Annotated in this window: 22 protein-coding genes; 11 read left to right on the top strand and 11 right to left on the bottom strand. The window is 54.1% G+C overall.

Annotation, left to right across the window (positions count from 1 at the left end):
• The first annotated feature begins 82 nt into the window (after positions 1–82).
• The 4 genes from ACX1CU_RS11405 (at position 83) to ACX1CU_RS11390 (ending at position 3,251) form a co-directional block, all read left to right on the top strand.
• Positions 83–1,579 (top strand): carboxypeptidase M32, encoded by a 1,497-nt coding sequence (locus ACX1CU_RS11405; protein WP_459402658.1) that lies wholly within the window; start codon positions 83–85, stop codon positions 1,577–1,579.
• Positions 1,580–1,860: 281 nt separating this feature from the next.
• Positions 1,861–2,139 (top strand): acid resistance repetitive basic protein Asr, encoded by a 279-nt coding sequence (gene asr / locus ACX1CU_RS11400; protein WP_459402657.1) that lies wholly within the window; start codon positions 1,861–1,863, stop codon positions 2,137–2,139.
• A 92-nt stretch (positions 2,140–2,231) separates the two neighbouring features.
• Positions 2,232–2,312 (top strand): small membrane protein YdgU, encoded by an 81-nt coding sequence (ydgU, locus tag ACX1CU_RS11395; protein WP_459402786.1) that lies wholly within the window; start codon positions 2,232–2,234, stop codon positions 2,310–2,312.
• Between the two features lie 117 nt (positions 2,313–2,429).
• Positions 2,430–3,251, top strand: a complete 822-nt coding sequence (locus ACX1CU_RS11390; protein ID WP_459402656.1) for a trypsin-like serine peptidase — start codon at positions 2,430–2,432, stop codon at positions 3,249–3,251.
• Positions 3,252–3,308: 57 nt separating this feature from the next.
• Here ACX1CU_RS11390 and hrpA read toward each other — a convergent pair whose 3' ends face one another.
• On the bottom strand, positions 3,309–7,196 hold the full coding sequence (gene hrpA / locus ACX1CU_RS11385; protein WP_459402655.1) for an ATP-dependent RNA helicase HrpA: 3,888 nt from the start codon (positions 7,194–7,196) through the stop codon (positions 3,309–3,311).
• 268 nt (positions 7,197–7,464) lie between these two features.
• On the opposite strand from hrpA, the gene azoR reads away from it, so the two are divergent.
• Complete coding sequence (gene azoR, locus ACX1CU_RS11380; RefSeq protein WP_459402654.1) at positions 7,465–8,070, top strand: FMN-dependent NADH-azoreductase; 606 nt, start codon at positions 7,465–7,467, stop codon at positions 8,068–8,070.
• Positions 8,071–8,170: 100 nt separating this feature from the next.
• On the opposite strand, the gene ACX1CU_RS11375 is transcribed toward azoR, so the two are convergent.
• From ACX1CU_RS11375 to ACX1CU_RS11365, 3 genes are read right to left on the bottom strand one after another with little or no spacing between them, the layout of a single operon-like run.
• A complete protein-coding gene (locus ACX1CU_RS11375; protein WP_459402653.1) occupies positions 8,171–8,494 on the bottom strand; it encodes a YdbL family probable chaperone protein in 324 nt (107 codons plus the stop codon).
• A gap of 8 nt (positions 8,495–8,502) precedes the next feature.
• Complete coding sequence (locus tag ACX1CU_RS11370) at positions 8,503–8,700, bottom strand: YnbE family lipoprotein (protein ID WP_459402652.1); 198 nt, start codon at positions 8,698–8,700, stop codon at positions 8,503–8,505.
• Entirely contained in the window at positions 8,697–11,309 is a 2,613-nt protein-coding gene (locus ACX1CU_RS11365) for a YdbH family protein (protein ID WP_459402651.1), read from the bottom strand. The genes ACX1CU_RS11370 and ACX1CU_RS11365 overlap by 4 nt, the downstream gene beginning before the upstream one ends.
• 275 nt (positions 11,310–11,584) lie before the next feature.
• On the opposite strand from ACX1CU_RS11365, the gene ACX1CU_RS11360 reads away from it, so the two are divergent.
• Entirely contained in the window at positions 11,585–12,571 is a 987-nt protein-coding gene (locus tag ACX1CU_RS11360) for a 2-hydroxyacid dehydrogenase (protein WP_459402650.1), read from the top strand.
• Between the two features lie 44 nt (positions 12,572–12,615).
• On the opposite strand, the gene ACX1CU_RS11355 is transcribed toward ACX1CU_RS11360, so the two are convergent.
• Together ACX1CU_RS11355 and ACX1CU_RS11350 are read right to left on the bottom strand one after the other, a co-directional pair.
• Positions 12,616–12,873 carry a putative hemolysin gene (locus ACX1CU_RS11355; RefSeq protein ID WP_459402649.1) on the bottom strand — a complete coding sequence of 86 codons (258 nt, stop codon included), beginning with the start codon at positions 12,871–12,873 and terminating at the stop codon, positions 12,616–12,618.
• Positions 12,874–13,083: 210 nt separating this feature from the next.
• Entirely contained in the window at positions 13,084–13,416 is a 333-nt protein-coding gene (locus ACX1CU_RS11350) for an SMR family transporter (protein WP_459402648.1), read from the bottom strand.
• 236 nt (positions 13,417–13,652) lie between these two features.
• Here ACX1CU_RS11350 and nifJ point away from each other — a divergent pair, with 236 nt between their 5' ends.
• From nifJ to ACX1CU_RS11335, 3 genes are all read left to right on the top strand, one after another.
• A complete protein-coding gene (gene nifJ, locus ACX1CU_RS11345) occupies positions 13,653–17,186 on the top strand; it encodes a pyruvate:ferredoxin (flavodoxin) oxidoreductase (RefSeq protein ID WP_459402647.1) in 3,534 nt (1,177 codons plus the stop codon).
• Between the two features lie 112 nt (positions 17,187–17,298).
• Positions 17,299–18,240 carry a tRNA 2-thiocytidine(32) synthetase TtcA gene (ttcA, locus tag ACX1CU_RS11340; protein WP_459402646.1) on the top strand — a complete coding sequence of 314 codons (942 nt, stop codon included), beginning with the start codon at positions 17,299–17,301 and terminating at the stop codon, positions 18,238–18,240.
• 141 nt (positions 18,241–18,381) lie between these two features.
• Positions 18,382–18,780 carry a VOC family protein gene (locus tag ACX1CU_RS11335; RefSeq protein ID WP_459402645.1) on the top strand — a complete coding sequence of 133 codons (399 nt, stop codon included), beginning with the start codon at positions 18,382–18,384 and terminating at the stop codon, positions 18,778–18,780.
• 291 nt (positions 18,781–19,071) lie between these two features.
• Here the strand turns inward: ACX1CU_RS11335 and zntB are convergent, their stop codons facing one another.
• The 3 genes from zntB to ACX1CU_RS11320 all read right to left on the bottom strand — a co-directional run bounded on the left by zntB (position 19,072) and on the right by ACX1CU_RS11320 (position 22,360).
• Entirely contained in the window at positions 19,072–20,055 is a 984-nt protein-coding gene (gene zntB / locus ACX1CU_RS11330; protein ID WP_459402644.1) for a zinc transporter ZntB, read from the bottom strand.
• Positions 20,056–20,212: 157 nt separating this feature from the next.
• Positions 20,213–21,847: a peptide ABC transporter substrate-binding protein gene (locus ACX1CU_RS11325; protein ID WP_459402643.1), complete on the bottom strand. Its 1,635-nt coding sequence runs from the start codon at positions 21,845–21,847 to the stop codon at positions 20,213–20,215.
• Between the two features lie 162 nt (positions 21,848–22,009).
• Positions 22,010–22,360, bottom strand: a complete 351-nt coding sequence (locus ACX1CU_RS11320) for a hypothetical protein (protein ID WP_459402642.1) — start codon at positions 22,358–22,360, stop codon at positions 22,010–22,012.
• A 195-nt stretch (positions 22,361–22,555) separates the two neighbouring features.
• Between ACX1CU_RS11320 and mpaA the strand changes: the two genes are divergently transcribed.
• Entirely contained in the window at positions 22,556–23,263 is a 708-nt protein-coding gene (gene mpaA / locus ACX1CU_RS11315; RefSeq protein ID WP_459402641.1) for a murein tripeptide amidase MpaA, read from the top strand.
• Positions 23,264–23,280: 17 nt separating this feature from the next.
• Here mpaA and ycjG read toward each other — a convergent pair whose 3' ends face one another.
• Positions 23,281–24,246, bottom strand: coding sequence for an L-Ala-D/L-Glu epimerase (gene ycjG / locus ACX1CU_RS11310; RefSeq protein WP_459402640.1), 966 nt, complete (start codon positions 24,244–24,246; stop codon positions 23,281–23,283).
• A gap of 187 nt (positions 24,247–24,433) precedes the next feature.
• Here ycjG and tpx point away from each other — a divergent pair, with 187 nt between their 5' ends.
• Positions 24,434–24,934 (top strand): thiol peroxidase, encoded by a 501-nt coding sequence (gene tpx, locus ACX1CU_RS11305; RefSeq protein ID WP_459402639.1) that lies wholly within the window; start codon positions 24,434–24,436, stop codon positions 24,932–24,934.
• A gap of 60 nt (positions 24,935–24,994) precedes the next feature.
• Here tpx and tyrR read toward each other — a convergent pair whose 3' ends face one another.
• Positions 24,995–26,566: a transcriptional regulator TyrR gene (tyrR, locus tag ACX1CU_RS11300; RefSeq protein WP_459402638.1), complete on the bottom strand. Its 1,572-nt coding sequence runs from the start codon at positions 26,564–26,566 to the stop codon at positions 24,995–24,997.
• Positions 26,567–26,701 lie beyond the last annotated feature (135 nt).

Genomic DNA, 26,701 nt, shown 5'->3' with positions numbered 1-26,701 from the left:
TTCGATTTTTTTCTCGTGCGTGGCAACCTATAGTACATTGTGGGCAACAACCGCTACACGGGATATTATAGGAAGCTAATTCATGACATCTGCACATTCCTCATCAGCTTACCAAGAGCTACGCGCGTTATTCACCCGCCTTTCGCGGTTTGATCACCTATCCGCCATCAGCGGCTGGGACATGCAGACCATGATGCCACCGGGCGGTAACAAGGCCCGCTCTGAAGCTCTGGCAGAATTGAGCGTGCTGAAGCACCAGATCCTGACGGCCCCCAAAACCGGTACCCTGCTGGAACACGCGCAGCAAGAATCTCTGAGCGGCATTGATAGCGCCAATCTGCTGGAAATGCGCCGCCAATATGATAACGCCGTGCTGGTACCAGAATCCCTGGTTGAAGCAAAGTCATTGGCTGGCGCACGCTGTGAACACGCCTGGCGCGCGCAACGCCCGGCCAATGACTGGGATGGCTTTAGCGATAACCTGCGTGAAGTGGTCAAACTGACCCGTGAAGAAGCGCAAATCCGTGCGCAAGCGGCCGGTGTCAGCCGTTATGACGCTTTGCTCAACCTGTATGAACCCGGTATGCGCAGCCGCGATCTGGATCGGATTTTCGGCGATCTGAAAACCTGGTTACCAGATTTGCTGCAAAAAGTGGTCGCCAAACAGGCAACAGAACCTTGCCTGATCCCACAGGGCCCGTTTGATGTTGAACTGCAACGTAAACTCGGCCTGAGCGTCATGAAACTGCTCGGTTTCAACTTTGACGGCGGCCGTGTTGACGTGAGTGTGCATCCGTTCTGCGGCGGCGTGCCGGAAGATGTACGCATTACCACCCGCTATAATGAGAATGAGTTCCTTACCGCGTTACTCGGCATCGTGCACGAAACTGGCCATGCCCGTTACGAGCAGAACCTGCCGCGTGAGTGGCTTGGCCAACCCGTTGCTCTGGCTCGTTCTACTGCCATTCATGAATCGCAAAGCCTGCTGTTTGAAATGCAACTGGCACGTGGCAGCGATTTCCTGAAGATCCTGCGCCCTTTGGTTACCGCCCAGTTTGGTGAGCAGGCAGCCTTGGAAGAAAGCAATTTCATCCGTTTAAATCAGCGCGTAAAACCCGGCCTGATCCGCGTTGATGCCGACGAGGTCAGCTATCCAGCCCATGTGATTCTGCGTTATGAAATCGAACAGGCGTTGGTTGAAGGCGAGATTGAAGTAGAGGATATCCCGGCGTTGTGGAACGAGAAAATGCACAGCTATCTCGGGTTAGATACGGTGAGCAATTATCGTAATGGCTGCATGCAGGACATTCACTGGACCGATGGTGCTTTTGGCTACTTCCCTACCTATACCCTTGGTGCAATGTACGCCGCGCAGCTATTCCAGCACGCACGTAAAGCGCTGCCCAATTTGAGCGATGATATTGCCGCGGGCGACTTAAGCGCCCTGTTCCACTGGTTGCAGCAAAATATCTGGCGTCACGGCAGCCAATACTCGACCGATACCCTGATCGCCAATGCGACCGGTGAGACGCTAAATCCACGCTATTTCCGCCAGCACTTGGAAAACCGCTATCTGTAATTGTAATCACCTTCCGGCACGTGGTATTCCGTGCCTTTTCCCGCTGTAAAGCTTTAAGAAATATCAGAGAGCGCGATGTTACTCGATGTACTGTAGCCGCAGAAGTTTGGGGTTAATATCAATTAATGTATGTTTTAACTAAAATAACAAATAAAGGCCCTGTACATTGAGTTACAAGCCGAAACCAATCACTCACGGAAAGTATTCCAGACTTTACATAAGATTGTTTCAACGGCCCCGCAGTGGGGTTGAAACATAAACCGTAATTTGAGGGATTCACCATGAAAAAAGTATTAGCTCTGATGGTTGCCGCAGTAATGGGTCTGTCTTCTGCTGCTTTCGCTGCTGATACCATGGCTCCTGCGCTATCTGGCGCAACCTCGACTGAGTCCGCTCCGGCTAAAGCAACGCATGCGAAAAAACATCACGCGAAGAAAACCACTGAGCAAAAAGCTCAAGCCGCCAAGAAGCACCACAAGAAAGCAGCCGTTCAGAAAGCCCAGGCAGCTAAAAAGCATCACAAAAAAGCCAGTAAACAAGCAGCAACTCCGGCGGCTTGATAGCCACCTGGCGTGAGGCACCCCTCACCTGTTCTGGCAAATGTTGCTCAACACCCGGTTCGCCGGGTGTTTTATCATCGGGGGTTGTCACTATGCTGCGTCGCTACTTGTTTGAGATCATCTTTGGCACCCTGATCGTTTGCGGATTAATCGCCGCCTTCTTTTATCTTTAATTTCCCGTCAGTTTTGTCAGGAAATCAATGACAGAGCATCCACACGATAGCTAAATCGGTCTATAGTTAGCATTCATTGTATTTATGGGGAATTCGTACTTGTCAGGCAAGAAACCTATGCGCATACCCGTTTTGCTGCTGCTGTGTTCATTTCCATTGGTTTTATCCTTTTCCGCCCGCGCTGACAGCCCTTCTGATGCGTCTGAGGCAGAACTAACCCGCCTGTTTTTCGGCAAAGATGAGCGCACCAAAGTAACAGAAACCAGCGAATCGCCCTGGCAGGCCATTGGTCAGGTAGAAACTGCCAGCGGTAATCTGTGTACCGCCACGCTGATCTCGCCTCATTTGGCGCTCACTGCGGGCCATTGCGTACTGGCACCACCGGGTCATCTTGATAAGGCAGTGACTCTGCGTTTTATTTCCAATACCAACGGCTGGCAATACCAGACGGAGAATATCGAAACGCTGGTTGACCCGAAGTTAGGCAAAAAGCTTAAACCCGATGGCGACGGTTGGATCGTACCTCCTGCCGCTGCCGCTTACGATTTTGCGCTGATTCGGCTGAAAGAGCAGCACCCCTTGCCGATCAAACCGCTACCACTGTGGCAGGGTGACAGTAAAGCATTAAGCCAAGCATTGAAGAAGACGAAGCGCCTGATTACTCAGGCCGGTTATCCGGAAGATCATCTGAACAATCTCTATGGCCATCAAGGCTGCAAAGTCACCGGTTGGGCACAAAAAGGCGTGCTGTCGCATCAATGCGATACGCTGCCGGGCGACAGTGGTTCCCCGCTGTTGCTGAAAACCGATGATGGCTGGCGGCTGATCGCCATCCAGAGTTCAGCACCGGCAGCGGAAGATCGTTACCGGGCTGACAACAGAGCGCTTTCCGTTACCGCTATTCGCGATGCCCTGAATGCATTGGCGGCTGGTAAATAGCCGTAACCCTTTACTGAAGAGACCGCACCAGGCTGGCAACGACCGGTGCGGTATTATCTACGCCGAAAGCTGATCGATAGTTTGCAGAATACGCTTATCAGAAATGGGATAAGGCGTGCCCAATTGCTGCGCAAACAGGCTAACGCGCAGTTCTTCGATCATCCAGCGCACGGCTTTCACCTCATCGTCCTGCTGACGCTTCGGCGGTAGTTTGTTCAGCCACTGCTGCCACGCCTGTTGCACCTGCTCCACTCGCCACATCTGCGCGCGATCGCGTTGCGGATCGACGGCCAACTTCTCTAACCGGCGTTCGATTGCCTGCAAATAGCGCAGGGTATCCGACAAACGATGAAAACCGTTGTTAGTGACAAATCCACGGTAAATCAGGCCACCAAGCTGGCTTTTAATATCCGAAAGCGCCAGCGCCAACGAGATATCCACCCGGCCCTTCAGGCGCTTATTGATGTTAAACACCGTGGTCAGGATCTGTTCGACCTGCTTGGCCACCTCTACCACCGTTTCGTTCAACTCCGCACGCACCAATTCCTGCAACCGGGCAAAGTTTTCTTCCTGCCAGACCGGCCCGCCATGTTCGGCAATCAGCTTGTCGATACCACATGAAATACAGTCATCGATCAGATCCAACACTTTGCCATAGGGGTTGAAATACAGCCCCAGTTTGGCTTTGTTCGGCAGCTTTTCATGCAGATATTTGATTGGGGATGGAATGTTCAGCAGCAGCAGGCGGCGCGTTCCCTGCCACATGGCCTGCTGCTGTTCCTGCTCACTGTCGAACAGGCGGATCGCTACGCTGTCTTTTTCATCCACCAACGCTGGATAAGCTTTGACCGAGTAACCACCGCGTTTCTGTTCGTAAAACTCGGGCAGCTTGCCAAAGCTCCAGATATGCAGATCGCTCTGCTCAATACCATCGTCCGCCACCGCCGACAGCGTTTCCTGCACCTGCTCTTTCAGTTGCAGTTTCAGCGCCAGCAGGTCTTTGCCTTCACGCAGCGTTTTGTGTTTTTCACCCACCACGCGGAAAGTCATTTTAAGATGATCGGGCACCTGATCCCATTGCCAATCTTCACGTGACACCGTCACGCCCGTCATGCGGCGCAACTCACGTTCCAATGAATCCAGCAGCGGCATTTCCAGCGCCGTAGCGCGGCCAAGAAAAGCCTCCGCGTAGTTGGGTGCTGGCACAAAGTTACGTCGCACTGGCTTCGGCAGCGATTTGATCAAAGCGATAATCAGTTCGCGGCGGATACCGGGGATCTGCCACTCAAAACCGGCCGCTTCCACCTGATTGAGGATCGGCAGCGGGATATGCACCGTCACCCCATCCGCACCAGTGCCGGGCTCAAACTGGTAAGTCAGGCGCAGCTTGAGATCGCCCTGATACCAGGTGTTGGGATAATCCAGTGCGCTAACCTTGTTGGCACCGTCCTTGATCAGCATCGCTTTTTCGAAGCTGAGTAAATCAGGTTTCTGCTTAGCGGCCGCTTTCCACCAGTTATCGAAATGTCGCCCGGACACCACGTCGCTAGGAATGCGCTGATCGTAGAAACTGAACAGCGTTTCATCATCCACCAGAATATCGCGGCGGCGAGATTTGTGTTCCAGCTCTTCCACTTCAGCGCGCAGCTTCAGGTTGGCAGCAAAGAAAGCGTGGCGCGTCTGCCAATCCCCTTCCACCAGCGCATGGCGGATAAACAGCTCACGGCACAGCAGCGGATCAATAGTGCTGTAATTCACCGCGCGGGCGGCCACAATCGGCAAACCGAACAGCGTGACCTTTTCGCTGGCCATCACGGCACCCTGGGATTTAGACCAGTGCGGTTCGCTGTAATGGTGTTTTACCAGGTGCTGCGCCAGCGGTTCGATCCACTCCGGCTCAATCCGCGCGGCAATGCGCCCCCACAGACGGCTGGTTTCCACCAGTTCGGCCACTATCGCCCACTTCGGCGGCTTCTTGAATAAACCAGAACCGGGGAAAATAGAGAAACGCGCGTTGCGCGCACCGGTAAACTCTTGCTTGTCGGCATCTTTTTGCCCAACGTGCGACAGCAAACCGGTCAGCAGAGAGGTGTGTATGCTGCGGTAGTCCGAAGGCACGCTGTTAACCGGCAGGCCCAGCTCTTTGACCACTTGGCGCAGTTGGGTGTAGATATCCTGCCATTCACGCACGCGTAGATAGTTAAGGAAATCGTTGCGGCACAGGCGGCGGAACTGGCTGGAGGAATGCTCTTTCTGCTGCTCTTTCAGGTAATCCCACAGGTTAACGAACGCCATAAAATCGGAGTCTTTGTCGGCAAAACGGCGGTGTTTTTCATCTGAAGCCTGCTGTTTATCCATCGGCCGCTCGCGCGGATCCTGGATCGACAGCGCGGACGTAATGATCATCATCTCACGTACGCTGCCGCTCTTCTGCGCTTCCAGCACCATGCGCGCCAGGCGCGGGTCGATCGGCAACTGGGCCAGTTGGCGGCCTTGCGGCGTTAGCTGGAAATGGCCATTGGCGGCGGTTTTAAGCGCCCCCAACTCCTCCAGCAGCCGTACGCCATCCTGAATATTGCGTTTATCTGGCGCTTCGACAAACGGGAAGGCGGCAATATCCCCCAGCCCCAACGAGGTCATCTGCAAAATGACCGAAGCCAAGTTGGTACGCAGAATTTCCGGATCGGTAAACTCCGGGCGCGACAGGAAATCCTGCTCCGAATACAGGCGGATACAGATCCCATCAGAAACACGCCCGCAGCGGCCTTTACGCTGGTTGGCCGAAGCCTGGGAAACCGGTTCGATAGGCAAGCGCTGTACTTTGGTGCGGAAACTGTAACGGCTGATACGCGCCGTTCCCGGATCAATCACATATTTGATGCCTGGCACGGTGAGCGAGGTTTCCGCCACGTTGGTCGCCAGCACGATGCGGCGGCCATGATGAGACTGGAACACCCGGTTCTGTTCACTGTTCGACAGGCGCGCATACAGCGGCAGCACTTCGGTATGCGGCAGATTCAGCTTGTTCAGCGCATCGGCGGTGTCGCGGATTTCGCGCTCGCCGCTCATAAAGATCAAAATATCGCCCGGCCCTTCACGGCCCAGTTCGTCGACCGCGTCAAAGATCGCCTGCAACTGATCGCGTTCGGTATCGTCGGCGTCATCCACCACCGGCCGGTAACGCACTTCTACTGGATAGGTACGGCCAGAAACTTCGATAATCGGCGCATGATTGAAATGGCGCGAGAAACGCTGCGGATCGATGGTGGCCGAGGTGATGATCACTTTCAGATCCGGGCGCTTGGGCAACAGTTCCCGCAGGTAACCCAGAATGAAGTCGATGTTCAGGCTGCGTTCGTGTGCCTCATCGATGATCAGGGTGTCGTACTGCATCAATAGCCGATCCTGCTGGATCTCGGCCAGCAGGATGCCGTCGGTCATCAGTTTGACCAGCGTGTTTTCACCCACCTGATCGTTAAAGCGCACTTTATAGCCCACGCTGCCGCCCAGCGGGGTTTCCAGCTCATCGGCAATGCGGTTGGCGACGGTACGTGCGGCCAGGCGGCGCGGCTGGGTATGGCCGATCAACCCTTTTACCCCGCGCCCAAGCTCCAGGCAGATTTTCGGCAACTGGGTGGTTTTACCCGAGCCGGTTTCACCGGCCACGATCACCACCTGATGATCACGAATGGCGTTCAGGATGTCCTGTTTCTTCTGGCTAACCGGCAGGCTTTCCGGGTAAGAGATTTTCGGGCATGACGCCGCGCGCGACTGCGCTTTCTGCAACGCCTGAGCGATGTCACCGGTTATCTCAGTAATAACCGCCTGTTGAGCATCGGGATTTTTGACTTTATGCGCGCCCTGCAATCGGCGTTGCAAGCGCTGTTGATCACGGAGCATCAAGTCAGACAATTGCGCTGACAGTGCCGCGAGCGGAGATTTCACGTTCGGTATTCCTTGTTTCTTCGCTGCGTTATCACTGCACAGCAACGATTCTAAATAGGGGTAACCATCATTTGGTTTCAGGGCGACAGAATATCACAAGGAAGTTTCTCGCCATAATCCATCCGCTTAGCCGCTTTTACTTCGTTCAATAAAATCGAACAAAGGTCTCGAAATATTCCGCTATCTCTGTTGAATAAAGATGAATAGAGTGTATTCCATGCAAAGGACGCCATGTCCTGATGTCACTGTCATAACCAAGGAACTACCGATGAGCAAAGTTTTGGTTCTTAAATCAAGCATTCTGGCAACCTACTCCCAGTCCAACCAATTAGCCGATTTTTTCGTTGAACAATGGGCCACGGCTCACAGCAACGATACCATCACCGTGCGCGATCTGGCTGCACAGCCAATTCCGGTGCTGGATGGTGAACTGGTGGGTGCGCTGCGTCCTTCAGATGCGCCGTTGACGCCACGTCAGAAAGAAGCGCTGGCACTGTCTGATGAGCTGATTGCCGAACTGCAGGCCAATGACACCATCGTGATCGCTGCACCAATGTATAACTTCAACATCCCAACCCAGTTGAAGAACTATTTTGACCTGATTGCCCGTGCTGGCGTAACGTTCCGTTATACCGAGAGTGGCCCAGAAGGCCTGGTAAAAGGCAAGCGCGCTATTATTCTGACCAGCCGTGGTGGCATCCATAAAGGCACCGCAACCGATCTGATCGAGCCTTACCTGCGCTTGTTCCTGGGCTTTATCGGCATCACCGAGGTGGAATTCGTGTTTGCTGAAGGTATCGCCTATGGTCCAGACGTTGCCACCAAGGCGCAGGCCGATGCCAAAGCGGCACTGGCTGACGTGATCGCGGCATAATCACCACAAGCGAATCGAGTAAGACAAGCCCTGCAAAACTCGTATTACCCCACAATAATAAATAACTGCATTTCTGTTGCGCGCCTAAGGGCGCGCTTTTTTATTTCTTCAGCCACTGGCCGTTGATTCCGCGAACATACTCACCGGCAGATGCGCGGGTGACCAGTTTCTGCCCCGCCAGGCGCGCCACTTGGTCGATCGCAATGTGATTGCTGTCTGCCACTTCCTGGTATTTTTCGGCTCGGCCGGTGTTAATACGCTGTACCAAGGCATCAGTCTCTGCATCTTTCTTAATAGGGGCGATATAGCCACTCAAGGTTTCACCCACCCGCCCCTGTTGTTTGGCTTCGTCCAGCGTCAGCGCCTGAACCATTCCACTGAACAGCCACCCAGCGCCTATCAACCATAGATAACGTTTTTTCATCTCGGCTCCTAGAATAAATCGCTTTGGTTTTTCAGCAGATTTTCAACGTCTTTATCCACCTTGATGCGGATCTCATGTTCAATTTTGACGTTCATGTTGATGGTGATCGGATCTTTCGGCGTCGCCAGCTCAATGCGCGGAATGCAACCGCTCAGTAAGCCAGTACCTAGCACGGCAGCCAACAACGCCCCGGTCGTGTTATTCATGGTTGTTCCCCAGGTTGTGAGAGGGCCTGCTCCAGCCACTCCTGTAAATTGTCACCGAAACGCAAACTGCGCCACAGATGAAACACGTTTTCCTGATGGCTGTAATTGAGGATAATCTCACGTTTGGCATTTTTCTGCGGGTTTGCGCCATTTATTTGCGCCTTCAGCGTCAGTTCACCCAGATTATCGAGCTCAACCTGCGCCTTTGAACGGCTGATCTCGATATAGCGCAGCCAGTCGATAGCAAAGCCAGTTGCCAGATTATTGCTGCCAATCGCATCAGCCATGTCTTTATCCAACCGCAGCGTCAGCAAGCCATCATTAGCGATCCAACCATCGCGTACCAACCATTTAGGATGATTGAGATACAGCGGTAATTCACCGTTCACGCGCCCGGACATAGCAAACTGCTTCGGATTCAGGGCGGTAAACAGCGCGCTGAGATCGATCTTATCCAGTTTCAATACCGCCGCATCGTGCTGTGGCAACCGCAAGGCCGACAGGCTGATATGACCATCAAGGATATCGACACCCACGTTGCTCAGCGTCAGCGGTTGTGCCTCGCTGTAAGGATATGTGCCCTGCAAATCGGCGGTAATATTCTGCATGGCAAACAAATTGCTGATCAGCTTGATGCGCAGCATCACCGGCCGTTTGGCACCAAACAGCCATTGGTGGTTTGTCAGCCGGTAGGGCAGCACAAAATCTACCCCGCTCACTTCACCGTCGCTCAGCCACAGGCCACCGTTTCTCACCACCCAGTGGCCACCGGCTTCAAAGCCTTGTTGGCGTGCGGCGGAGAACGCCGATTGCGCATAAAACTGGCCGTCGCGCAGTTTGAAATTCAGCTCCGGCGAAATCAGCGGCTGGAATACCGTCAGTGACTGTTTCGGCCACCAGCCTTCGCCGCGCAGGCGCTCGCCGTCCCAACGGCCACGCAGGGCGATCGGCCCGATCTGTTGGGCCTGTAGCGTGCCCTGCCATTGGAAATTGTCAGGTTGCTTACCGGTGAGTTGCAAGTTCAGTACCGAAGGCGGCAGATGAGCACCATTGCTGAAGTTGGCCCGCTCAGCTACCAGTTGCAGATTGCCATTAAAGCGTGGCGTAGTGGCATCACGCTGCCACACCAGGGGTTGGCTGAGCGTCAGCCGTGGAGCCACCACGGTCACCATGCCATATTTGAGCTGATTGAATCCGGTCGACAGTTGGCTGAGCGTAATTGTGGAATCCTGCCAACGGCCGCTGCCCGCCACATCCCAGGCCGCCTGTAGCGGAGGCAACTGACCATTCCCCCAATAGTGCCATTGCCAATCACCGCTGTCTGGCCAGAACGTCTGTGCCTGTCCATCCAGATGCAGCCGGAAACGGCCCCAATAGCGATCGCTGGCGCTAACAATCGCCTGCAACCGCCCGGTGATCCCTGCAGCGGTCACTTTCACCCCGGCCAGCGGCAGCCGGGCCTCTTCCAGCCTCATATCAGGTGTGGCTTGCCCCCAGGCGCGCAGCAGCGAACCGGGTTGCAGGGCCAATGTAGGGTTGAGAATGGTGCCACCGATCACGCCTGGGATCGACGCAGTGAACGAAAAGTCGGCCAGATTGGCTTGGCCGGTCAGTTGGAAGCTGAGATCGCTATTGGTCAACCCGACTTTGCCCGGCCCCAGCGTCAGCACCGCGTTACCTTTGCCGTTATGCCCGGCGGTGATCACGTTCAGCCGTGCGCTGATCTGGGTTTCATCGAGCCCTTTACTCCAGTCATGCAACGCCATGCTCAATCCGCCGCTAAGCGGTTGTTCAACGTAAGGCCAGCGCCATTCACCCTGGTTAATGCGGATCTGCTGGGGCGTCACTTCCCATGGCAACGTCGCCAAGGGTTGGTCGCTACCTTTTTCCGTTAATGTCAGCACCCCTTGCTGCTGTTGCCAGCGCAGATCCAGCAGCAACGGATTTTCCAGATAAACGGTTTGCACTTCCCCTTGCAGCGCCCCTTGAGCTGGCAGGCTGCTCAAATCCAGCGGCACGGTCATTTTACCGCTCAGTTGAACCGGCGGCGCAGCGTTGGGCGGTGTGATGCTCAGGCGATTGAACGTCAGTTGTTGACGATCGTCCAGTACCGCTTCAGCGGTAAGATTTTCCCCCTGATAATGCAGGTGCTGGCCATCGGCCGAAGATAGCAACTGCAATTTACCGGCATAGAATTGCCACGGAGCGAGAGTGAACAGATTGATGTTCAGGTCAAACGGCGGTAGCTGGCTTTGCAGCCGATCCAGCGTCAGCGGTGCCTGGTTGGCATCACCGGCGGGTAATTTGGGCAGACAGGCGGTGTCCACCGTCAGACGATCGCCATTCAGCAGCCAGCGACCATGCTGATAAGCCAGGCTCAAGCTGCTGACATCAGCGATGGCACAGCCCTGCGCGCTAAAACGCACGCCATCAATACGCAGAGCACCCTGTTGCCAGCGCAACGGCCCTTGCAATACCAGTTGGCTACCCTGCGGCAACCAAGGGGTAATGGCGCGTGGCAACCAGCGTGGCAGCGTCTGCCACAGCGTGACTAACAGGAGGAGGATACCCGCCACTATCCCAATGGATATTTTTAATCTCTTCGTCATTACGCGCTGATTTCATTCCCGATAAACACTGATAAAACAGAGCCATTGCCGTTAAATCGCGGCCAATGATGGCATGAATCCCCTACCAGGTGAAGGTGATACATTCCCATTAGTAATATATAGGTTTCTATCCCCCTCGGCGCGGTAAAAACCACTAATGCTCTGATTTCTAGCACTAAACCCTAGTTCACCACCAGCGCACGGGTAAGCTAACTCATTGTCGAATTTAGTAAAATAGACTAAATTAAACAGATGATTACGCGGGAGAAACCACGATGAAAATGGCGATTTACAGTACCAAACAGTATGACCGCAAGTACCTTGAGCTGGTAAATCAGCAGTTTGGTTATGAGCTGGAGTTTTTTGATTTTCTTCTCAGCAAGAAAACCGCCAAGACTGCCCACGGCTGCAAAGCGGTGTGTATTTTTGTGAATGACGATGGTTGCCGCGAAGTGTTGGAGGAATTGGCTGCAATGGGGATCGAGATCCTGGCCCTGCGTTGTGCCGGGTTCAATAACGTTGATCTGGATGCCGCCAAAGAGCTGGGTATCAAAGTGGTGCGCGTTCCGGCCTATTCACCGGAAGCCGTTGCAGAACATGCGGTAGGCATGATGATGTGCCTGAACCGCCGTATTCATCGCGCTTATCAACGCACCCGCGACGCCAACTTCTCGCTGGAAGGGCTGATTGGTTTCAATATGCACAACCGTACCGCAGGGGTGATCGGTACCGGCAAGATCGGTATTGCCACCATGCGCATTCTTAAAGGGTTTGGCATGAAACTGTTGGCTTACGATCCTTACCCGAGCGAACAGGCGCTGGAACTGGGAGCGGAGTATGTCGATCTGAAAACCCTGTATGGCAAATCTGACGTAATCACCCTGCACTGCCCAATGACGCCGGAAAACCATCACCTGCTGAATGCCGATGCTTTCGCGCTAATGAAAGACGGGGTGATGGTGATTAACACCAGCCGTGGCGGGTTGATTGACTCATCAGCGGCCATTGACGCGCTGAAACAGCAGAAAATTGGTGCTCTGGGGATGGACGTATACGAAAACGAGCGCGATCTGTTCTTTGAGGATAAATCCAACGACGTGATCCAGGATGACGTTTTCCGTCGTCTGTCGGCCTGCCATAACGTGCTGTTCACCGGTCACCAGGCGTTCCTGACCGAAGAGGCGCTGACCAGCATTTCGGAAACCACGCTGAGAAATATCGAACAGCTTTCCAAGGGGGAAAGCTGCCCGAACCAGCTCTAGGCCGAGTATGTTAACCGGGCCAGCAGCGTGGCCCGGCTACTGCATCAGCCTGCGCAGGCTCCCTGCCCCAACGCTGACTCTTCACACTGCTTGCCGTTTGGCATTTGGCACATCCTCAACGTATCACCGTTCAGATTGTGCGCGATGGTGGTCACGCCACCCACGCTGGCGCAGTGAGCGCTGGTCGGTATCATACCAATATTGGCGCTGGTGCCTTTCTGCGGTGGTTCTTCGTTGTTATTGCTGCTGCAAGCAGCCAAAACCAGTACGACGCTGGCAAGCAGCCATTTTGCTGTAGTCATTATTTTACCTCTGAACCCGTTACGACTTTGCTGTGTAAAATCGCCATTGCTATAAACGGTATACTCAAAGCCCCACCGAGGGCTGAGAGCCTATCTCTGGTACAAGCCTATTTAATCTAGCCTGATAATTAAATAATGAGAATATCGCAGCGCGTTTATTTGTCTTTTTTTTGACCTGAAAGGAATACTGAGCGCAACCATCACTAATAATCAGTGCACCGACGATTTTGAAAATAAATTAATCACCAGCACCCCGGCAATAATTAAGCTCATGCCAAGAACCGCTGGCAGATCCAATTTCTGTTGATAAATAAACACCGCCGCGACTGAAACCAGCACGATGCCCATACCCGACCAGATTGCATACACAATCCCCAACGGCATGGTTTTTACCACCATCGACAGCCCCCAAAATGCGACGGCATAGCCGACGATCACCACTACCGAAGGCCATAAGCGGGTAAAGCCTTCAGAGGCTTTCAACATGGTCGTAGCAATAACTTCAGCGATAATTGCCATGGTTAAATACATAAATCCGGTCATTACTTTTTCTTCTGTCTAAGTGGAGTTTTATTAGTATGAAACACAGCGATTAAATTAGTGTTAAACCGCAGCCACTATATCGTAGCTGAGCCTGGACGTGGAGAAATATCGCGTTACATCAACGCTATCCGAGCCACACAAATGCGATAAAGCGTGAATAAATCCCTCTGTTAGACTTTAAGCATTACTGCAAAAGATCGCTTTTGCAGCGTTGTGAGCACAGAAAGGTACCTGAAATGATAACTACCGATGGTAATAACGCTGTCGCCTCCGTGGCCTATCGCACCAGTGAAGTGATTGCCATTTATCCCATTACCCCCAGTTCAACCATGGCGGAACAGGCTGATTCCTGGTCCGGCGACGGTAGAAAAAATATCTGGGGAGACGTGCCACGCGTCGTGGAAATGCAGTCCGAAGGCGGCGCGATTGCCACTGTGCACGGTGCGCTGCAAACCGGGGCGCTGTCGACCTCGTTCACCTCGTCCCAGGGGTTGCTGCTGATGATCCCTTCCCTGTACAAACTGGCCGGGGAACTGACGCCCTTCGTACTGCACGTGGCGGCGCGCACCGTTGCTACCCATGCGCTCTCGATCTTCGGCGATCATTCCGACGTGATGGCCGTGCGCCAAACCGGTTGTGCCATGCTGTGCGCCAGCAACGTGCAGGAAGCGCAGGATTTTGCGCTGATCGCCCAAACAGCCACGCTCAACAGCCGTATACCCTTCATCCATTTCTTTGACGGTTTCCGTACCTCGCACGAAATCAATAAGATCGTCCCACTGAGCGATGACACGCTGCTGCAAATGCTGCCGCAAGAAGCGATTGATGCGCACCGTAGCCGCGCGCTTTCGCCAGATCGTCCGGTAGTGCGTGGTACCTCTGCCAACCCGGATACCTATTTCCAATCGCGCGAGGCCACCAACCCGTGGTACGACCATACCTACCGCCACGTCAGCGAGGCGATGGAGAAATTTGCCCAGTTGACCGGCCGCCGCTATCAGCCGTTTGAGTATTACGGCCATCCGCAGGCCGAACGCGTGGTGATCCTGATGGGATCGGCCATCGGCACCTGCGAAGAAGTGATTGATACGCTGCTGACGCGTGGGGAGAAAGTCGGCGTGCTGAAAGTGCGCCTGTTCCGCCCCTTCTCCGCCCAACACCTGCTCGCCGCGCTGCCGGAAAGCGTGCAAAAAGTTGCCGTGCTTGATCGCACCAAAGAACCCGGCGCGCTGGCTGAACCGCTGTATCTGGACGTGATGACCGCGCTGGCGGAAGCCTTCAGCCGCGGCGAGCGCGCCACTTTGCCACGGGTGATTGGCGGGCGCTACGGGCTATCTTCCAAAGAGTTCGGTCCAGACTGCGCACTGGCAGTATTCAAAGAATTGATGTTGGACCAGCCTCGCCCGCGCTTTACCGTGGGGATTTTCGACGATGTGACCGGTCTTTCCCTGCCGCTGAGCACGGAAGCTCTGCCGCCGCGCGCCTCGCTGGAAGCTTTGTTCTACGGCCTGGGCAGCGACGGTTCGGTGTCTGCCACCAAAAACAACATCAAAATCATCGGCAACAGCACCGCGCTGTACGCGCAAGGCTATTTTGTCTATGACTCGAAAAAGGCCGGTGGTTTAACCGTGTCACACCTGCGGATCAGCGAGAAACCGATCAATTCAGCCTATCTGGTCACTCAGGCCGATTTTGTCGGTTGCCACCAGTGGCAGTTCATCGACAAATACCAAATGGTGGAACGCCTTAAGCCGGGCGGCACTTTCCTGCTGAATACGCCGTATAGCGCCGAAGAAGTCTGGTTACGTTTGCCGCAGGAGGTTCAGGCCCTGCTGAACCAACGCCAGGCGAAGCTCTACATTATCAACGCCGCCAAACTGGCGCGGGAATGCCAACTGGGTGCCCGTATCAACACCGTCATGCAGATGGCGTTTTTCCATCTGACGCAGATCTTGCCCAGCGATGTGGCGCTGCAACAGTTGCAGGATGCGATTGCCCGCAGCTATAGCAATAAAGGCCCGGAGATTGTCGAACGTAACTGGCAGGCGCTGAGCGCCACTTTAAATGCGTTGACGGCGATCCCGCTGCACCCCATCGACAGCCACAGCCCGCTGCGCCCGCCGGTGGTTGCCGATGCTGCGCCAGATTTTGTCAAAACCGTTACCGCCGCGATGCTGGCCGGGCTCGGCGATGCTTTGCCGGTGTCGGCTTTCCCGCCGGACGGCACCTGGCCGGTCGGCACCACACAATGGGAAAAACGCAATATTGCCGAAGAGATCCCGATCTGGCAGCCGGATTTGTGTACTCAGTGCAACCACTGCGTTGCCGCCTGCCCGCATTCCGCCATTCGCGCCAAAGTGGTTCAGCCACAGGCCATGGAGCATGCCCCCGCCACGCTGCAATCCTTGGATGTGAAAGCGCGCGACATGCGCGGCCAAAAATATGTGTTGCAGGTCGCCCCAGAGGATTGCACCGGCTGCAATCTGTGCGTGGAGGTCTGCCCGGCGAAAGATCGCCAGAACCCAGAAATCAAAGCGATCAATATGGCTTCACGCTTAGCGCATTTAGAGGAAGAAAAAGCCCATTACGACTTCTTCCTGCAACTGCCGGAAATCGATCCTGCCCAGATAGAACGTATCGATATCCGGACTTCACAATTGATTTCGCCGCTGTTCGAATACTCCGGCGCCTGCTCCGGCTGTGGCGAAACGCCGTATATCAAGTTGCTGACCCAGCTTTATGGCGATCGGCTGCTGATCGCCAACGCCACCGGTTGTTCTTCCATCTATGGCGGCAACCTGCCCACCACGCCTTACACCACCAACGCGGCTGGGCGCGGCCCGGCTTGGGCTAATTCACTGTTTGAGGACAACGCCGAGTTTGGCCTGGGCTTCCGCTTAACGGTGGATCAGCATCGCAGCCGCGTGCTGCGCTTGCTGGAAACCCTGGCACCGCAGCTGCCAGCGGAACTGGTAAGCGCCTTGCAGGCTGAAGATATTGCGCCAGAACCGCGCCGCCAGCAGATTGCCGAATTGCGCAGCCTGTTAGCGACTATGACCGGCAACGATGCCAAACAACTGGCCACCGATGCCGATTATCTGGTGGATAAATCCATCTGGCTGATTGGCGGTGACGGCTGGGCTTACGATATCGGCTTTGGTGGGCTGGATCACGTGCTGAGCCTGACGGAAAACGTCAACGTGCTGGTGCTGGATACGCAATGCTATTCCAATACCGGTGGGCAGCAATCCAAAGCCACGCCTCTGGGGGCGGTCACCAAGTTTGGTGAGCACGGCAAACGCAAGGCACGTAAGGATCTCGGCGTCAGCATGATGATGTACGGCCATGTGTATGTAGCGCAAATCTCGCTGGGGGCACAGCTTAACCAAACGGTGAAAGCGATTCAGGAAGCGGAAGCCTATCCGGGCCCATCGTTGATCATCGCCTACAGCCCGTGTGAGGAGCATGGTTACGATCTGGCACTCAGTCACGAGCAGATGAAGCAACTGACCGCCACAGGCTTCTGGCCGTTATACCGCTTCGATCCACGCCGGGCCGATGAGGGCAAACTGCCGTTGGTGCTGGACTCGCGCTCACCCAATAGCGATCTGGCCGCAACATTGAATAAAGAACAGCGTTTCCTCCGCCTCAATACGCAGCAGCCCGAGGTTGCCGCCGCGCTTTATCAAGCAGCAGAAAAAGAGTTGAAGCAAAAATACGACTTCCTCAGCCTGCTGGCGGGCAAAGCAGAGAAATCGTCATCAGAGTAAGCTTTAAGGGCGTGACAGGTTCGCGCCCTTTTTTTCGGTTATGACGTAAAACGCTCTGGCATTCAGCGCTGCAATAAGTACCATACAGCGCATAGCGATTAATGCCCTTAACATGCAAGAGAAACACGTGGTAAACCAAAAAGAGCAGTACAACCTCAACAAATTGCAAAAACGCCTGCGCCGTAACGTGGGTGAAGCAATCGCGGACTTCAATATGATTGAAGAAGGTGACCGCATCATGGTGTGCCTGTCTGGTGGTAAAGACAGTTACACCATGCTGGAAATCCTGCGCAATCTGCAACAGAGCGCCCCGGTAAACTTCTCTCTGATTGCTGTGAATCTCGATCAGAAGCAACCCGGCTTCCCGGAGCATATTCTGCCGGAATATCTGGAAAAGCTGGGGGTGGAATACAAGATCGTCGAAGAAAATACCTACGGCATCGTCAAAGAGAAGATCCCTGAAGGTAAAACCACCTGCTCCCTGTGCTCACGCCTGCGCCGCGGCATTCTCTACCGCACCGCCACTGAGCTGGGTGCAACTAAAATTGCTCTGGGCCATCATCGCGACGACATCCTGCAAACGCTGTTCCTCAATATGTTTTACGGCGGCAAGCTGAAAGGGATGCCACCAAAGCTGATGAGTGACGATGGCAAGCACGTGGTGATCCGCCCGCTGGCCTACTGCCGCGAGAAAGATATCGAGCGTTTCGCTATAGCCAAAGAATACCCCATCATCCCGTGCAATTTGTGTGGTTCACAGCCGAACCTGCAACGTCAGGTGATTGGCGATATGCTGCGCGACTGGGACAAACGCTATCCAGGCCGGATTGAAACCATGTTCAGTGCGATGCAAAACGTGGTGCCTTCTCACCTGTGCGATACCGATTTGTTTGACTTCAAAGGTATTCACCACGGCAGCGAAGTGGTAGACGGCGGCGATCTGGCGTTTGATCGCGAAGACATTCCGCTGCAACCCGTTGGCTGGCAGCCCGAAGAGACTGATGAACAGAGCGCGCCTACGCTTGAGCGCCTGAACGTGCTGGAAATTAAATAACCCCGCCTTTCCGCCTGCAACCGCAGGCGGACCGTTTTCCCCATACGGTTTTCGACCCTGCTCACATTTCACGCATAAAGTACCTGACAGTGGCGGCTTTATTCATTACTGTTTATTTATACAGTTAAATGGAGATTGCCGATGAACATTACCCCCTGCCTGTCCCACGTCTCGTTGGGAACCAACAATTTTGATGCTGCGGCGCGATTTTACGACCAGGTGCTTGGTGCCTTAGGCTGCCGACGAGTGATGGAACACCCCGGAGCCATCGGCTATGGCCGTGACTATCCCGAGTTTTGGCTGCAAATACCGATAGACGGTAAGCCTGCCGGAACCGCCAACGGCGTACATATAGGATTTTTTGCTACCAGCAAGAAGCAGGTTGATGAGTTCTATCAGCAGGCGGTGGCGGCGGGAGCTAAAGAAGAAGGCGCTCCAGGTTCGCGACCACACTATGGCGCAGCCTATTACGGTTGTTTTGTTCGCGATCTGGACGGGCACAAAATAGAAGCCAGTTTCTGGGATGAAAGCGCAGCGTAAAGGAAATACCTTGGCCGATGAAAACCAGGCTAAGGTAAAAAAAGATGAAAAAAATGCCGGTGATTAAACCGGCATTGTATGAATCAAATGTGCTATGCAGTAATTCTAAAAATAAGAAAGTAAGACAATTATGGAGCGCAACGCCCATCGCTTGACGTTGCATTCACCTGCGAGATGGATCATGCCGTAGTTCGCACTAGCAAATATTGATATCGCTCAACTTTAACTGCGTTTTATCCCCCTCTCTTCTCACGCAGGTGGGGATTTACTCTCTACATTTTGAAATTGTCACTATAACCATCGACTGCGCTTCAACCACCAGGCCACACCGACAACCAGTGTCATCAGCATGAAACAAAAAGAGGCAAAGGCCAGCGGGCTGCCGCTGCCGGGGATCCCTCCCAGGTTCACACCAAACAGCCCGGTCAGAAATGTAGTGGGCAGGAATACCATCGCCATTAGAGACATAGTGTAAGTGCGGCGGTTCATGGCATCGGCCATCACGGTGGTGATCTCGTCAGACAGTATCGCCGTGCGGGCAATGCTGCCATCCAGATCGTCCAATCCGCGCCCCAAACGGTCGGCGATGTCTTGCATTCTGCGACGATCGTCATCACTCATCCACGGCAGGCGCTCGCTGGCTAAACGTGAGAACACATCGCGCTGCGGGGCCATGTAGCGGCGCAGCACAATCAGTTGTTTGCGCATTAACGCCAACTGCCCGCGTTCCGGGATCTGCTGTTCCAGCAACGCATCTTCCAGATCGATAATTTTGTCGTGCAGGTCTTCAATAAACTCACTGGTGTGATCGGTCAAAGCATCGGCAATCTCCACCAGCCAATCACCGCTGTTGGCCGGCCCAGAACCGTTTTGCAGTTCGTTGACCACGGCATCGATGGAGTACACTTTGCGATGTCGGGTAGAGATGATCAGCTTATCGGTCATATACACGCGGAATGTGACCAACTGATCGGGCCTTGAGTCAGCATTAAAATTAATACCGCGCAGCGTGATCATGGTGCCATCACCCAAGCGACTGACGCGCGGACGCGTACTTTCGCCAGAAAGTGCCTCCCTCACCGCATCCGGCAGCAGCGACGTTGTCGCCAACCATTCAGCGCTTGCCGCATGGGCATAATCGAGATGTAGCCAGCAAGGTTCATCACGGGTGACTTTATCTTCATAGTCAATCGGCGTCGTTCCGCCTTTGCCGTCGAGTTGATACGCGTATACCGCGTCGGGCACCTGCAGATCGCGCCCCTCAATGACATCCATTCAATACCCTCTCTATTCGGCTATTTAACAAAAATCTGGCAACCGCCTGTCGCCAGGCCAGCGCTTCCTCAAGCTTCAACTTTAACAATATTTTTTATGCTTAGACAAAAAAGCCCCACATTTTAGCGGGGCCTTGAAAACAATAAGAACCTGAGGATCAGTGCTTCAGGATATACATTTCCTGGCTATATGCCACGTCTTCCGGGTTCGTGATCGGGTAACCTTTCACCCAGGGTTTGATCAGGCGGCCATTTGTGTACTGATAAATGGGCGCAATCGGTGCCTGCGCAGCAATCATCTGTTCGGCCTTGTTGTAATCATCGGTCAGCGCCGCCGGGTTTGTCTCACGACTGGCTTCGGCCAACAGGTTATCGTATTCCGGGCTGTTAAATTTGGCGATGTTGCCACTGTGGGCGGAGGTCAACAACGAGAGGAAGGTTGAAGCCTCGTTGTAATCCCCAACCCAGGAAGCACGCACCACGTCGAAATTACCGGTATTGCGGCTGTCAATATAGGTTTTCCATTCCTGATTCTGCAGTTTGACATCCACGCCCAGCTTTTTCTTCCACATCGATGCCACGGCAATGGCGATCTTCTGATGGCTTTCCGACGTGTTATACAACAGCGTCAACGTCAGTGGTTTGTTCGGGCCATAGCCTGCCGCCTGCATCAGCGCCTTGGCTTGCGCATCCAATTCTTCCTGTGGCTGCTGCTGCAACAGACTGGTTTCCGGTTGGAAGCCAGCGGTAACATCCGGCGTGAAGTGATAAGCCGGTTTTTCGCCGGTGCCTAACACTTTCTCGGCAATAATCTTGCGATCGATGGCATACGACAGCGCCTTGCGCACGCGCACATCATTGGTTGGCGCACGTTGGGTATTAAAAGCGTAATAATAGGTGCCGAGCTGATCCGGGGTATATACCTGGCCCGGAATATCCTTCAGCAATTTCTGGTACATGTTTTTCGGGAAGGATTCGGTGATGTCGATATCCCCCGCCAGATAACGCTTAGTGGCGTTAGATTCCTGATTAATCGGCACAAAAGTGACTTTGGTCAGCACGGTACGGGCGTGATCCCAATAATGTTCGTTCGGCACCAAAACCAGTTTCTCGTTGACTACCCGATCTTGCAGCTTGAATGCGCCGTTACCGACCAGATTACCCACTTTGGTCCAATCATTACCAAATTTCTCCACGGTGGTCTGAGGCACCGGGAACAGGCTGAAGTTGGCGGTCAAGCTGACAAAATACGGCACCGGCTTATTCAACTGTACTTTCAGCGTATGGGCATCTACCGCCGTCACGCCCAGCTTATCGACAGGCAATTTACCTGCGATGATTTCATCCGCATTTTGGATCCCGGCTAACTGGGCAAACCAGGCAAATGGCGACAGGTTTTTCGGATCAACCAGCCGCTGCCAGCTATAAACGAAGTCTTTAGCCGTGACAGGGTCACCGTTTGACCAACGCGCATCTTTGCGTAGCGTAAACAGATAAATTTGGTTATCGGATGTCTGCCAACGGCTCGCAACACCGGGGATCACTTTGCCATCGGCACCTTGATTCACCAAGCCTTCAAACAGATCGCGCGCCACCTGGGCTTCCGGCAACCCTACCGCTTTAATCGGATCCAGAGAGGCCGGTTCATCTTTGATATGGCGAACAATCTCCTGTTTCTCCGCCAACACGGTGCCTGGGGGAACCTGAGCCGCTATTGCACCGCTGAACCCTGCGCCGATTGCCGCTGCGCAAAGCGCCAACCGGAAACTCTGCTGAATCTTGCTTATCGCCATCTTGATCTACCCCAGTTAACCATCTGAATTATCTATCATATAGCACAAGATGCGCTTCACCCCTAGCCCAGCACAGACAAGATTACAAAAACTGGGCGTCAGACGATAAAAAAACGCCCGTATTACGGCAGGCGCAATACGGGCGTTATTCATTAGCGAGGATCAATCGTAGAGATGAATACTCACGATCTGATAGCTAAACTCTTCACCCTCTTCCTCGTCAAAAATGGTGAAATAACTCTTTTCCACTAACGGGTTGAGCTGAATGTCAGTTTTCTGTAGCTGGCGCGAGTCGACATCGTCATAACCATAGTCGAGGTAGAACTCGCCTTTCTGATGATCAACGTGCAAGGTAAACGGATAGTTGGATTCATCCCCACGCCCGTCGTCGTTTTTCACCACACCAAACCACTCACCCTGACGGATCTGGTTTTCCGCATCCACGCCGCACAGCAGCGTGATGGTATCCTTGGCGTTTTCGCTATAGCGAGCAACTATTCTGGCAACTGGCATGTTAAATCCTCTTTATGATTAACTTCTGCCGATAGTATAACAACAGCCGTGGTTTTATTCGCATAGACACTGGGAAAGATAAGTTAAAACGTAATACACTGAATAAATTAGCAATCACGTCTTACTCGATGTTGCAGGAATGCACCGCTGCAATCTCCGGTACGAAGGAATACCTTGGCATGAAGGGACTACACCATGATCCAACACAAACCGCGCAGTGAGCGTGGCCAACTGGCCATTGCCGGTGAAAGTTACGGTAAGTCGTTATTAGGCGCTCCATTGCTCTACTTCCCGGCCGCGCACCGTAGCCCGGAAACTGGGTTGGTGATTGCTGGCACCCACGGCGATGAAACTGCTGCGGTTGTGACGCTGTCGTGCGCATTACGCAGCATCGCGCCTTCTCAATTGCGCCACCACGTGATCCTGGCGGTCAACCCGGATGGTTGCCAACTCGGGTTACGTTCCAATGCCAACGGTGTCGATCTCAATCGTAATTTCCCAGCCGCCAACTGGCGCTCTGGCGACACGGTTTACCGTTGGAACAGCGCCGCACAGGCACGCGATGTGCGTCTTTCCACCGGCGGCAGGCCGGGTTCCGAACCGGAAACACAGGCGCTGTGTCGCCTTATCCACAGCCTGAAGCCGCGTTGGGTAGTGTCATTCCATGAGCCGCTGGCCTGTATTGAAGATCCGGAAAGCACCAAGCTGGGCGTTTGGCTGGCGCATCAGTTTACTCTGCCGCTGGTAACCAGCGTGGGTTACGAAACGCCCGGCTCATTCGGCAGTTGGTGCGCCGATCTCTCACTGCCCTGCATCACTGCCGAACTCCCACCGATTTCTGCTGACGCGGCCAGCGAAACCTATCTGGAAGCGATGGTGGAATTGCTGACGTACCAGAACTAAAGCAGTCTGCGGCGCGGTTAAAGGTCGATTGCGCCGCATTCAAAGGCCAAACCAGGTTCCACATCCTTAGCCAACCAGGTGGGGCCATCGAGATCGACAAAGCGCGCACCGGGTACCAGCGGCAATGCGGCAGCGATCGCTCTTGAAGTACACAGCATACAGCCCAGCATAATAGCGAAACCTTGCGCCCGCGCCTGTGCGGCCAATTTCAGCCCTTCGGTCAGGCCACCGGTTTTATCCAGCTTGATATTGACCATTTGATAGCGCCCGGCCAACTGCGCCAAATCGGCGCTGGTGTGGCAACTTTCATCGGCACAAATCGGCAACGGATGGATGAAGTTTTCCAGAGCGCTATCGTCGGCCGCCGGTAGCGGTTGCTCAAGCATCGCTACCCGCAAGTCGGCCAACAGTTGGCAACGCGCAGCCAGCCCTTCCGCCTGCCAGGATTCGTTGGCATCGACGATCAGCGTTATTTCCGGCACAGCGGACCGGATCGCCACCAGCCTTTCGCTGATAAAATGATCGTCGAGCTTGATTTTCAGCAGCGTGGCGCCTTGTTGTTCCAACTCTTTGGCCGCAAACGCCATCGCTTCCGGTGTACCGATACTGACGGTTTGCGCCATCGCAATACGCTGTGGTGCTTCAACGCCGCAGCGCTGCCACAGATCCTGGCCACTAATTTTGCACTCCAGATCCCAAAGGGCCGAATCAATAGCATTGCGCGCCGCGCCAGCAGGCATCAGCCGCTGCAAATCTTCCCGCGAGATGCGTTGCTCCACCGCGGCCATTAGGTTAGCGAGTTGTTCCATAACCGAGGCTTCGCTCTCGCCATAACGGGGATAAGGTGTGCATTCCCCTATGCCGCACACCCCTTGCTGTTCAATTTCAACTACCACGACTTTGGCTTCCGTACGGCTGCCACGGGCAATCACAAACGCCGTATGCAGTGGCCAGGTTTCCGGGTAAAAACGCATGCTTCTCATAACGGCTCCTGAACAAAAAAAGCGCATAAAGTCAGTCCACTGCGCAGGGGTATTCTAATATATACAATTATTTAGCAAACTTTATATATCTAAGTCGCAACCGTTGCCTTAAACTGATCATAGGGTGTGAATCTAATGTTAATTAGATTTGAATCTTTGTATAAACTTCGTTGAAAGGAATAAATCAATGACTCAGACCGTACATTTTCAAGGCAATCCTGTCACTGTAGCAGGCAAATTGCCACAACAGGGCGAACAGGCTAAAGGTTTCACACTGGTTGCCAAAGACCTGTCAGACGTCACGCTGAGCAGCTTTGCAGGTAAACGCAAAGTTCTGAATATTTTCCCAAGTATTGATACCGGCGTCTGCGCTGCTTCAGTACGCAAATTCAACCAACTGGCCAGCAGCCTGGAAAATACCGTGGTGCTGTGCATTTCTTCCGATCTGCCATTCGCCCAGTCCCGATTCTGCGGTGCAGAAGGCCTGAATAACGTAGTGATGCTATCGACCCTGCGCGGCGGCGAATTCAAATCCGCTTACGGCGTGGAAATCACCGATGGTCCGCTGACTGGCCTGGCTGCCCGTGCCGTGGTGGTGCTGGATGGTCAAGACAAGGTGCTGTACAGCGAACTGGTGAATGAGATCACCACTGAGCCCGACTACGATGCGGCACTCGCTGCGCTGTAATCAGTCTGCTGATGTGAAAAAGCCCGGTGTGTGAACCGGGCTTTTTTTATGAGCTAAAAACTACTCCTCGCTCTCATCCGCTGGCTTACGACTGCTGAGGCCATATTCGCGCAGTTTGTTGGCGATCGCGGTATGAGAAACGCCTAAACGCTTGGCCAGTTTGCGCGTGCTGGGATAAGTGCGGTAAAGGCGAGTCAGCACCGAGCGTTCAAAGCGCTTGCTGATATCATCCAGCGAACCGTCCAGCACTTCATCCCCCAGCGATATCTCCACTTCAAACTCCGGCAAAATGATGTCCTGCGGGCGCAGTTCATAGCCATCGGTCTGTGTTAACGCGCGGTAGATGGCATTCTTCAGTTGACGCACGTTGCCCGGCCAGCCGTATTTGCTGAGGAAACTGTTGAGATCGTTGGCCAGTTTCGGCCGCGCCACGCCCTGCTCGTCGGCAAAGCGTGCCACAAACAGTTCGGTCAGCGGCATGATATCTTGCGTGCGTTCACGCAGCGGTGGAATGGTGATGGTCAGTACGTTGAGCCGATAATAGAGGTCTTCGCGGAATTCACCGCGCTGAACCAGCTCGGTCAGGTTTTTCTGCGTGGCACAGATCACCCGCACATCCACATGCACCTCATGCTCTTCCCCCACGCGGCGGAAAGTGCCGTCATTGAGGAAACGCAGCAGCTTGGTTTGCATACGTGGCGACATCTCGCCGATCTCATCCAGCAATACCGAGCCGCCATTGGCCTGCTCGAAGAAGCCTTTTTTGCCTTCCAGCGCATTCGGGTAAGCGCCCGGCGCGTGGCCGAACAGTTCACTCTCCACCACGTCGTCTGGCAAGGCGGCACAGTTAAGCGCCAGGAACGGCTGTTTGCCGCGCGGGCTGCGCAGGTGGCAGGCACGCGCCAGAATATCTTTACCGGTGCCGGTATCACCAACAATCAGCAACGGCGCATCCAACATCGCCAGCTTGCGTGCTTGTTCCAACACATGGCGCATTTTCGGGCTGACGGCCACGATATGGTTAAATTCGGTATCATCATTCACCGACAAATCTTGCAACTGACGGCCCATACGCGCGGTGGATTTGAGCATCACCACGGCACCCACTGTAGAACTTTGCTGATTCTCATCTTCAAGATAGATCGGCGTGATATCCATCAGGAAATCCTGGCTGCGGATCACCACCCGCTCAGAGTGCGGCGCGGTATTCTCGCTTTCCAGCCAGCGGCCAAAGTTATAGCCACCGATCAGCTGCGTCACCGTCTGGTTGCGGATCTTGTCTTCGCTGAAGTTAAACAGCGCAAGCGCCGCCGGGTTGGCGAGTTCCACTTTGCCTTTCATATCGATGGAGAACACCGGCTCAGGCATCGACGCCAGCAACGCGCGCAATGCGCGATGCTCACGCTCCGAAGGCATAAAGCTGACGGTACGCACATCAGTCACGCCGCTAATGCGGCGGATCTCGGCCATCAGGGCGCGAAACGTATCAAAGTCCAACTGGGAAAAATTCAGGTAAATACGGCCGATAGGATCAATTTCGATGCCGCGCAAATCGATGCTGCGCAACACCAGGAGATCGAGTAACTCTCGAGTGAGACCGAGACGGTCTTCGCAAAATACTTCCAAACGCATCAGTATTGGCCTTATCTCTGCAAGTGCGGGGATGACTGGCGATGATGATACCCTCTCCCCCCGAACGGAAGAAGCGATCTGTCAGTAAAAGTTGACAGATCTCTGATTTATCGCTGTCGCTGCTGATTTTAAACG

The sequence above is a fragment of the Serratia sp. D1N4 genome, assembly GCF_054552755.1.
Note: the sequence above shows the minus strand (reverse complement) of the source record. Positions and strands in the feature narration are given on the sequence as shown.

Coding starts and splice junctions, on each gene's coding strand:
- mpaA (WP_459402641.1), top strand. CDS start 22,556: ATGATCCAACACAAACCGCGCAGTGAGCGTGGCCAACTGGCCATTGCC.
- ACX1CU_RS11365 (WP_459402651.1), bottom strand. CDS start 11,309: ATGACGAAGAGATTAAAAATATCCATTGGGATAGTGGCGGGTATCCTC.
- ACX1CU_RS11350 (WP_459402648.1), bottom strand. CDS start 13,416: ATGACCGGATTTATGTATTTAACCATGGCAATTATCGCTGAAGTTATT.
- nifJ (WP_459402647.1), top strand. CDS start 13,653: ATGATAACTACCGATGGTAATAACGCTGTCGCCTCCGTGGCCTATCGC.
- ydgU (WP_459402786.1), top strand. CDS start 2,232: ATGCTGCGTCGCTACTTGTTTGAGATCATCTTTGGCACCCTGATCGTT.
- tpx (WP_459402639.1), top strand. CDS start 24,434: ATGACTCAGACCGTACATTTTCAAGGCAATCCTGTCACTGTAGCAGGC.
- ACX1CU_RS11370 (WP_459402652.1), bottom strand. CDS start 8,700: ATGAATAACACGACCGGGGCGTTGTTGGCTGCCGTGCTAGGTACTGGC.
- ACX1CU_RS11325 (WP_459402643.1), bottom strand. CDS start 21,847: ATGGCGATAAGCAAGATTCAGCAGAGTTTCCGGTTGGCGCTTTGCGCA.
- ACX1CU_RS11335 (WP_459402645.1), top strand. CDS start 18,382: ATGAACATTACCCCCTGCCTGTCCCACGTCTCGTTGGGAACCAACAAT.
- ACX1CU_RS11320 (WP_459402642.1), bottom strand. CDS start 22,360: ATGCCAGTTGCCAGAATAGTTGCTCGCTATAGCGAAAACGCCAAGGAT.
- ACX1CU_RS11375 (WP_459402653.1), bottom strand. CDS start 8,494: ATGAAAAAACGTTATCTATGGTTGATAGGCGCTGGGTGGCTGTTCAGT.
- azoR (WP_459402654.1), top strand. CDS start 7,465: ATGAGCAAAGTTTTGGTTCTTAAATCAAGCATTCTGGCAACCTACTCC.
- ACX1CU_RS11355 (WP_459402649.1), bottom strand. CDS start 12,873: ATGACTACAGCAAAATGGCTGCTTGCCAGCGTCGTACTGGTTTTGGCT.
- ttcA (WP_459402646.1), top strand. CDS start 17,299: ATGCAAGAGAAACACGTGGTAAACCAAAAAGAGCAGTACAACCTCAAC.
- asr (WP_459402657.1), top strand. CDS start 1,861: ATGAAAAAAGTATTAGCTCTGATGGTTGCCGCAGTAATGGGTCTGTCT.
- ycjG (WP_459402640.1), bottom strand. CDS start 24,246: ATGAGAAGCATGCGTTTTTACCCGGAAACCTGGCCACTGCATACGGCG.
- ACX1CU_RS11390 (WP_459402656.1), top strand. CDS start 2,430: ATGCGCATACCCGTTTTGCTGCTGCTGTGTTCATTTCCATTGGTTTTA.
- zntB (WP_459402644.1), bottom strand. CDS start 20,055: ATGGATGTCATTGAGGGGCGCGATCTGCAGGTGCCCGACGCGGTATAC.
- tyrR (WP_459402638.1), bottom strand. CDS start 26,566: ATGCGTTTGGAAGTATTTTGCGAAGACCGTCTCGGTCTCACTCGAGAG.
- ACX1CU_RS11405 (WP_459402658.1), top strand. CDS start 83: ATGACATCTGCACATTCCTCATCAGCTTACCAAGAGCTACGCGCGTTA.
- ACX1CU_RS11360 (WP_459402650.1), top strand. CDS start 11,585: ATGAAAATGGCGATTTACAGTACCAAACAGTATGACCGCAAGTACCTT.